Source organism: Salegentibacter haimaensis (assembly GCF_054121495.1).
Genome location: NZ_JBSYGH010000001.1, coordinates 684,273 through 693,085 on the forward strand (window position 1 = coordinate 684,273; position 8,813 = coordinate 693,085).

11 protein-coding genes are annotated in these 8,813 nt (G+C 38.6%); 9 read left to right on the top strand and 2 right to left on the bottom strand.

Annotation, left to right across the window (positions count from 1 at the left end; genetic code table 11):
• Positions 1 to 22: 22 nt before the first annotated feature.
• Positions 23 to 595 (bottom strand): hypothetical protein, encoded by a 573-nt coding sequence (locus ACW6QP_RS03245; protein WP_457909397.1) that lies wholly within the window; start codon positions 593 to 595, stop codon positions 23 to 25.
• A complete protein-coding gene (locus ACW6QP_RS03250) occupies positions 588 to 1,202 on the bottom strand; it encodes a hypothetical protein (protein WP_457909398.1) in 615 nt (204 codons plus the stop codon). The genes ACW6QP_RS03245 and ACW6QP_RS03250 overlap by 8 nt, the downstream gene beginning before the upstream one ends.
• 140 nt (positions 1,203 to 1,342) lie before the next feature.
• Here ACW6QP_RS03250 and ACW6QP_RS03255 point away from each other — a divergent pair, with 140 nt between their 5' ends.
• The 9 genes from ACW6QP_RS03255 (at position 1,343) to ACW6QP_RS03295 (ending at position 8,697) form a co-directional block, all read left to right on the top strand.
• A complete protein-coding gene (locus ACW6QP_RS03255; RefSeq protein ID WP_457909399.1) occupies positions 1,343 to 1,501 on the top strand; it encodes a metal-sensing transcriptional repressor in 159 nt (52 codons plus the stop codon).
• Positions 1,502 to 1,792: 291 nt separating this feature from the next.
• Entirely contained in the window at positions 1,793 to 2,206 is a 414-nt protein-coding gene (locus tag ACW6QP_RS03260; protein WP_457909400.1) for an HYC_CC_PP family protein, read from the top strand.
• Between the two features lie 158 nt (positions 2,207 to 2,364).
• Positions 2,365 to 4,734 carry a multicopper oxidase domain-containing protein gene (locus tag ACW6QP_RS03265; protein WP_457909401.1) on the top strand — a complete coding sequence of 790 codons (2,370 nt, stop codon included), beginning with the start codon at positions 2,365 to 2,367 and terminating at the stop codon, positions 4,732 to 4,734.
• Positions 4,735 to 4,776: 42 nt separating this feature from the next.
• Positions 4,777 to 5,397 (top strand): DUF3347 domain-containing protein, encoded by a 621-nt coding sequence (locus ACW6QP_RS03270; protein ID WP_457909402.1) that lies wholly within the window; start codon positions 4,777 to 4,779, stop codon positions 5,395 to 5,397.
• Positions 5,398 to 5,401: 4 nt separating this feature from the next.
• A complete protein-coding gene (locus ACW6QP_RS03275) occupies positions 5,402 to 5,857 on the top strand; it encodes a heme-binding domain-containing protein (protein ID WP_457909403.1) in 456 nt (151 codons plus the stop codon).
• A gap of 103 nt (positions 5,858 to 5,960) precedes the next feature.
• Entirely contained in the window at positions 5,961 to 6,659 is a 699-nt protein-coding gene (locus tag ACW6QP_RS03280) for a PepSY domain-containing protein (RefSeq protein ID WP_457909404.1), read from the top strand.
• Positions 6,660 to 6,675: 16 nt separating this feature from the next.
• Positions 6,676 to 7,446 carry a DUF6503 family protein gene (locus ACW6QP_RS03285; protein ID WP_457909405.1) on the top strand — a complete coding sequence of 257 codons (771 nt, stop codon included), beginning with the start codon at positions 6,676 to 6,678 and terminating at the stop codon, positions 7,444 to 7,446.
• A gap of 17 nt (positions 7,447 to 7,463) precedes the next feature.
• Positions 7,464 to 8,033, top strand: coding sequence for a DUF2911 domain-containing protein (locus tag ACW6QP_RS03290; RefSeq protein WP_457909406.1), 570 nt, complete (start codon positions 7,464 to 7,466; stop codon positions 8,031 to 8,033).
• 52 nt (positions 8,034 to 8,085) lie between these two features.
• Positions 8,086 to 8,697: a helix-turn-helix domain-containing protein gene (locus ACW6QP_RS03295; protein ID WP_457909407.1), complete on the top strand. Its 612-nt coding sequence runs from the start codon at positions 8,086 to 8,088 to the stop codon at positions 8,695 to 8,697.
• The last annotated feature ends 116 nt before the right edge of the window (positions 8,698 to 8,813 follow it).

Below are 8,813 nucleotides of genomic sequence, written 5' to 3' on the forward strand. Positions count from 1 at the left end.
GGTGAATTATAGAAGTGAATTTTTAGGAGACCTCTACATTCTTTTTATAAATGATTTTCCATCTTTCATTTTCTTTTTGTAAAAGGTAGAGATTTAAAAAGCCAGATAACCTTCCTGTTGCATGACCTGCAAATAAAAATGCTTTAGTTAAGTCATCATTAAATGCAATCCGAGATATGAAAACCATTTGAGGGTAATCACCTATAAAATCCTCCAAAGAATTTCCATAGATCAACGAATGGCCTTCTTTTGATTTTAAAAGGTCTTTATTAACAACTTTTGCTGGCAAATTAATAATTTTAGCATTTAATTCTTCAAACTCTGAATGTTTTTGGGGAAGTGAAATTCTTTTCTCTACACGAAACATAACTGTATCTACTACTAAAGTAGTTTTAACAGACTTTATTGAGTCCCAATTTGTATTATCTATGGCTGCTTCTAAATCATCTTGTGAAGGCATAGGAGGTAAAGGAAATGCTATCGCCAACTCATCGATCATTAGGGAGTATATTTCAATTTCTTCTTTAGATTGATTGTGGATATTACAAGAAATCAAAAAAAATATGGACAATAAAATACCAAAACTTTTATTCATCACATTCGATTGAGAAATTATCCGAAACTTCATTCCTATACTGGGAAAAATTTTCATTAATCAATTCATTTTCCTCAAGTCCCCAACTTCCAATACCATCTAACGCAAAAATTTTATAATAATTCTCCTCATATTGAAAATTATCTAATGCTCGGAGGGCTTTGGCAATTGGTTCAATATAATATTCTGCCATATATGGGTGGTCAATATGCTTTTCATCAACCGCAAGTTTGTAATACTTATAATATTCGAAAAGTCTAGGTTTGTCATTTGGATCGACATTACCTTCATGATGTTCTTGAACATATCTGAAAATTTCAGCGTGTACACCTTCGTGCAATATATTCGCAGCCAAATCAATAGGATTTAAGTCAAGGTTGTCAAATTTTATAAATATTTCTCCAGTCGTTTCAATATTATCTGCATTCGTACATGCATCTGCAGTACCTGAACAATCACCAAGTGTAAATGTGAGATCGTATTTGGGATTATCAATAAATTGACCTACGGTTTCCTTAAATAAAGCACTGTTTGAGGAGAGAACCCTATTTAATACCTTATCCAAACAAGGATGCTCGGAAATTGTTGAATCAATTAGAACCTCCACTGGATGATTATTTGTTCCTACCGACGGGCCATGAGGATGATCAACATGATTATGCGGCGTATTTTCAATTCCTGGTGGAGGAGCAGTGAAATCCCCAGGAACCCAAACCCATTCATAACTAGAACCTTCATATCTAGAACTTGTATAATGCCAGTCACGAACATCAGAGTAAAGACATCAAAACCCGGCTACAGAGCATCAATGGACAAATAAATGGTCTCATAAAAATGCTTGATGAAAATATCAATCCCGAGAAGATTCTCACTACAGAAAAAGTTACCACGGTAAATGGAAAATAAAGATTAGGGAAGTGCTTTAAAACTTTATTTACGAAGAACGATAAAAAGCATCAATAGAGTCCTTACAAGGGTGAAAAATTATCGCAGTCTTTGGTGATATTAAGGTTCGCCGAGATGCCGCTCAAAGAGTTCCAGTGTAATGAAATTAAAAACGCTTATTTCAGTTATCCGATTAGTATAACATTTTTCCATAATAGTATAACTCTGACTGCTTTTTTTTTGGTAATTTCGCTATTTATACGAAAAAATCACGAGATCATTTCTGTTATGGCAATGTTTTCTCCATTGACGATGAAAAGAACATTTCATAATACTATTTCTGTTCTAATGGCACTTACAGTGTTGCTGTCTACTTCGTCCTTTACCGTAGACAAACATTTCTGTGGGGGACTCTTAATGGATATGGCTGTCTATTCTGAAGCTAAAAGTTGCGTAATGGGAATTCATGATCATTCCGATAGGGGCACTTCCATAAACAAGGATCATTGTTGTAGTAACGAAAAAATTTTGGTTGAAGGTCAGGACGAGTTGAAAAATTCATTTTTATCTCTGGATCTTGAGCAACAGGTGTTTTTAGGAGCACTTGCGAATTCCTATGTTGCTCTATTCAATGGCATACCTCGGCAGGTGCCAGCCTATAAATTCTATTCTCCCCCTTTGCTGATCCATAATATTTATCTTCGGGATCAGGTTTTCCTTATTTGATTGAAACCTTTTTGTCAGTGCCGGTTAGTTAATAGCTGGTGGTAATATCTGTTATAGGAGTGAGTAGAAATATTCCTGCAGATTACACTTTAGAAGTGAGGTATTCCTTATAATTGCTTCATATTCAACTGATAATTAATTGTTTAAATTAAAATGAAATGAAAAAATATCTTTTTTCGGTATTGCTGGTAGTTATAACTATAAATTTTGCACACGCCCAAAAACCTCCATCGGTAGAGGGAAATGTTAATAACTTACCTGTAAGAGAATATACTATAACTATTGATCAGGAAGTGGTAGATATAGGAGGTAAAGAAAAAACGGGAATGACTATAAATGGTGGTATTCCTGGTCCAGCTTTGAGATTTAAAGAAGGAGAGTATGCTGTTATCCACGTAAAAAACGAAATGGATGTTGAGACTTCGGTTCATTGGCATGGTCTGCTGCTTCCAAACTTTCATGACGGAGTACCTTATTTAACAACTCCACCTATTAAAGCAGGAGAAACGTTCACCTATGAATTTGAGCTAAAGCAGGCAGGAACTTACTGGTACCATTCCCACACAGCCTTACAGGAGCAGGATGGTGTTTACGGTTCTTTTGTGATTGAAGACCCTGAGGAGGATCTGGATTATGACACAGATTTAGTTTTGGTCATAGCTGACTGGACGCATGAAAAGCCGAGCGAGGTTTTAAGAACTCTAAAACGAGGATTAGAATGGTACGGGATAAAAAAGAAAACAGTTGTTCCTTTAAGTGAAGCAATTGGGAGAGGAGCTTTGGGAGCCCAGCTTAATTTTTGGAAACAGCGCATGGAAGGGATGGATATATCTGATGTGTATTATCCTGCTTTCATTACAAACGGAGCGACGAGCCAGGAATATCCTGAGTTTGAACCGGGAGAAAGGGTAAGATTAAGATTTATAAATGCAGCGGCCTCTACCCAGTTTTGGTTGACATTTGGAGGAGAAACCCCGTTATTGGTAGCTGCAGACGGATTGGACGTAGTACCTATAGAGCGTAACAAAACATTCATTGCCGTAGCTGAAACTTATGACTTTATTGTTACCATTCCCGAGAGCGGAAAACTGGAAGTTCGGGCTACTGCGCAAGACGGTACCGGCCAAACCTCGGCATTCCTTGGCCAGGGGTCAGTAATAAGTGCACCAGAGGTGCCCAAACCAGACCTAATTGGGATGATGAAACAAATGGCAGACATGGACATGAAAATGGGAGCCCCTGCAATGAAATTTAACCCGGGTAAAGAAACACCGCACGAAACGGCAGAAAAATACGGTATGCAGATGGACGGAATGGAAGGTATGGACCACGGTGAAATGGAAGGTATGGATCAGGAAGGAATGAACCATGACATGAATGAGATGGATGGAATGAAAAAGTCCAACGACACGATGATGATGGACCACGATAATATGGATGAGGAGGAGATGGAAAAAATGAAGATGGATAAAGATGCTGGAGAAGAAATGGATCAGGAAATGGACATGCAAGGCGGCATGTTTTCGGAATTTAATTATGATTACCTGGAAGCCCCTGAAAAAACCGATTTTTCTGAAAATAAACCCGTTAAGGAGATCCTCCTGAATTTAACCGGTAATATGGAGCGTTATATATGGAGTTTAAACGGTGTCCCCTTGTCTGAAGGTGATAAAATAAAGATAAAACAGGGAGAGGTAACCCGTATAACCCTAAACAACCTTACAATGATGCACCATCCCATGCATTTACATGGGCATTTTTTTCGGGTCATAAACGAACACGGGGAATACTCCCCGTTAAAACACACGGTGAATGTGGCACCTATGCAAAAAGTGGTGATTGAATTTGATGCCAATGAATATGGCGACTGGTTCTTTCATTGCCACATTCTTTATCACCTGGATGCCGGGATGGCGCGAATCTTTAGTTACGGAACCCCAAGGGATGAGCGGCTGGAAGATCATCCCCTCAAGACCCTCACCAATACGAGCAATCACTTTTTTACCTGGGGATTGGTGGATGTCGCTTCCCATATGACGGGATTCAATTTAATTTCTTCGAACATTCGCAACCAGTTTACTGTCCGTGGGGAATATGGCTGGAATCAAAATTTGGAGGCAGAACTTACGTATGAACGTTATTTAAACGACTGGTTTAGGGTTTTTGGTGGGGTAAATGTGGAAAATGAAGGTGCCAATAGCCTGGATGAAATTGCTACTACCGCTATAGCAGGGATTAGGTATTTCACTCCTTACATGTTCAATTTGGATGTGCGCCTGGACAATAAGCTGCGCCCACAAATAAGCCTGAGCAGGGAAATTCTGCTTTTCCGAAGGATTGCAATCTTTGGAGAATATGAATTCCAGGCAGATTTTGGCTGGGTAAATGAACTTCCCGAAGGGGAAAACTTTGAAAAAGAAGAAGTCCTTACCGTGGGGGCCGAATATTTCCTGGCAAAAAACTTTTCCATCATGGGAAGCTATGACAATCGGTTTGGTGCAGGGGGTGGACTTAGTATAAGATTTTAACAAGTAATCAATATAATTTAATAACCATTAACACAAATTAAAATGAAAAATTTAAGAGTAAATTTTGGAATTGCAATGTTAGTATTTGCAAGCTTAACAGTAGTATCCTGTAAGAACAACAATGAAGAAGGGAGCGTTGACCATTCAACAATGGATCATGAAAATATGAACACCGATTCAGATAAGATGGAAGGTGGGTCACAAGCTTCAGAAGATATGTCTGGCAGTGAAATCCAGGATTCACAAACCGAACGTATTGTTAATGATTATATGGAATTAAAAGATGCCCTGGTAGACGATAATTCGGAAGGGGCTGCGCAAGCTGGTAAAAATCTCGTAGCAGCTTTTGAAAACTTTGATATGAGCGGTTATGAAGCCGGAGATCAGCAGGAACTTACCGAAATTATTGAAGATGCCAAAGAACATGCGGAGCATATTACTATGAGCGATATGGCGCACCAAAGGGAGCATTTTGACATTTTGAGCGTTGACCTGGTAGATTTATTGGAAATAACAGGTTCTCCCGGGACACTTTACCAACAGTTTTGCCCCATGTACAATGACAATAAAGGTGCAATTTGGTTAAGTACCAGTGAAGAAATAAGAAACCCTTATTTTGGACAAAGTATGCTTGATTGTGGGGAGGTCCAGAAAGAAATTTAATAAAATGAAATTTCTGAAGATCATCGGCCTGGCTTTATTAGTTGCGTTTGTGGGAATACAGTTTATTCCCACTAAACTCAATCAGGATGATTATATACCTAAATCAGATTTTACGGTAATTTACGAGGTGCCGGAAAGCATTAATAAAATCCTGCAAACCTCCTGTTATGACTGCCATAGCAATAACACCGATTATCCCTGGTATAATAAGATCCAGCCGTTTACCTGGTATTTGAACGATCATATTGAAAAAGGCAAGGCAGAATTGAATTTTAGTGAATTCGGGGAGTATTCCTCCCGGCGGCAAAGCAGCAAATTGCGCTCTATAAGCAGCCAGGTGGAAGATGGAAAAATGCCGTTGCAATCCTATACCCTGGTGCATTGGGATGCGAAACTTTCGGCTCAAGAAAAGGAAGTATTCATTGCCTGGATGGATTCTTTGGCCATGGAAGTAAGGTAAAGAGAGTTACACTATGCCCCCTGTGCCTGTAAATTTGTTTAGTTGGTTAGTTAGTATTTCAGGTGCAGGGTTTTTATAAAAAGTTTTAGAAATATAAATTATAGTGGTCAAAAGAAAAACAGCATTAAAATTAAGAAAAGCCCATCGCTATCTGGGGCTATTCATTGGGATCCAATTTATTATGTGGACAGTAAGCGGAATGTATTTTAGTTGGACAGATATTAATGAGATCCACGGCGACCACTTCAGGAAACATCATGTGGAACAGGCAGTCTTCAGTAATTTAATAGCTCCTGCAGAATTGCCCGGGGGTGTGAAATCCCTTCAGCTTAAAGATATAGCTGGAAAACCTTTTTATCTGGTAAACGAGGAAAAATTGATAGACGCTGAAACCGGGGAGGAAAAACAAGGAATAACTGAAGGAGAGGCTCTCGCAATCGCCGGAAAGTATATGCGAGAAGATCTTAGAATAGCTGGAATTGAAATGATTGAAGAAACGGGAGATCATCACGAATACCGGGGCGGGCCTTTGCCTGCCTATGTGATTTCTTACGAAACTGCAGGGAACATTAAAGCTTATGTTTCGGTCTCCGATGGTTCATTTCAAACCGTAAGGCACCGGGATTGGCGCTGGTTTGATTTCTTGTGGATGACCCACACCATGGATTACGAAGGTAGAGATGATTTTAACAACCTTGTGCTGCGTATCTTTTCCCTGTTAGGACTTGTAACGGTGCTGAGTGGTTTTGTACTATGGTACATCTCCTCTCCTTCGGTTAGAAAAATGCTTAAAAAATTTTAAAATGAGAGTACCTAAAATGAAAAACTTGTGTCGCAAAAATCCTGTCCAAACTGCTATACTGGTTTCAGTATTATTGCTGTCTTGTGGCACTTCCGAAAAGAAATCAGAAGGTGAGAAAATTATTGAAAAAAGTATAGAGGTCTCCGGTGGGGAAAATTATGAAAATGCTGAAATCGATTTCACTTTTAGGAACAGGAGATATAAGAGCAAACGCAGTGGAGACTTGTTCCGGCTGGAGCGCATCGTAAAGGATTCCACCGGTAAGATCACACATGATGTTCTCAGCAATGAGGGTCTGAAGCGCTTTATAAACAATAAAGCTGTCACTGTTCCAGATTCTATGGTTACCAGGATAAGTGATGGGGTAAATTCTGTCCACTACTTTGTGCAGATACCTTACGTACTCAATTCCCCGGCCGCGATAAAAAAACTGTCAGGAGAGGATGAAGTAGAAGGTGAACCCTATTATGAAGTTGAAGTAAGTTTTCGAAAAGAAGGCGGCGGGACAGATTATCATGATAAATTTATGTACTGGATCCACAAAGAAAATTTCACGGTTGATTATCTGGCGTATCAATTTTTCACCAACAATGGCGGGATAAGGTTTAGGAAAGCGATAAACCCAAGGGTCATAGAAGGTATTCGGTTTGTAGATTACCAAAACTATGAAACCAAAGAGCTTTCCACCTCGTTAAATGCCCTGGACTCCCTTTATGAGAATGGAGCCCTAAAATTTTTCTCAAACATCAATACAGAAAATATTGATGTAGTAATAAATAACAATTAATCTTTAAAACCTGAATTATGAAAATCACCAATTCCATTTTTTACATACTGTTTGCTTTGTTTGCCTTAGAGGGAATGCAAGCCCAACATGAAAACCATCAACAGGAAAAAAGTAACACCAACAAGAAAGTCTTAAGCCCACATACCAGTGCTATGGCCATCATTAATGGTGCACATATCCACATAGATTATTCTTCACCGAGGGTACGGGACAGGATAATCTTTGGCGGACTTGTTGGCTATAATACGGTTTGGCAGGCCGGTGCTCACAAAGCCACCTGGATAGAAACCAATAAAGATTTGGTAATTGGGGGTGAAACATTGCCTGCCGGGAAATATGCTTTTTTTACAATACCCGGAAAAGAAAATTGGAAGGTTATGTTCAATTCCCGATGGGACCAACATGGAAAGGATGAATATGATGAAAAAGAAAATGTAGTTGTTCTGGAAGTTAAATCTGAGACGTTGGAGAATATCCAGGAGGCGCTGACTTATGAAGTTCAAAAAAAAGAAAATGATGAAGGAGTTATTTCTCTCGCTTGGGAAAGAAAGAAAATTAATATTCCTTTCGAAGTCAGTGCAGATTGACGATGGATAAATGACTAAGCATGCAACCTAAAGAACTAATAAACCAGCAACAATGAAAAAGGAAATTTTAATTGACAGGAATTCGAACAATATTGAAAATCATAATATAATTCAAATTAAAAATGTAGTTTGTCAGCGATGTAAAGGGAGCGTAAGAGAGATATTGACTGCATTAAAAATTCCTTTTAAAAGAGTGTCTTTGGGGGAGGCAGAATTGGAAAGGGCTTTTTCTGACCAGGAATTTCAGCTGCTCCAGGAGGAGTTGCTTAAGGTGGGATTTGAGCTTATTTTTGAAAAAAATGAGCGACTGGTGAACCAGATTAAATCTATTGTTATTGCAAAGGTTTATAAAGAAGAGAATTTTGGGGACCAGAAACTTTCAAAAATTTTAACCGACCGTTTACACTATGACTACAGCCATCTTACCCATATTTTCACTAAACTCGAAGGTAAGAATATTCAAAAGTTTTACAGTGAGATAAAAATAGAGAGAATAAAGGAATTACTGGAGTATGATGAACTGACTATCCTAGAAATCTCGCAAGAGATGGGGTATAGCTGTGCTACCTACTTGTCTACACAGTTCAAGAAGGCTACAGGCCTTAGTCCATCAGAGTATAAGACTCAGAAGGAGAAACGGGAAACCGATCTGAACGAATTCTGATTTGAACATGAAGTAATAAGAATTTTGTAAAGGAATAACTGAAATAGACACGATAAAATCTGACAGTTAAGGATTATATTTAAAGAGTTGAAACAAGAAATATTAACCCTTAAAAC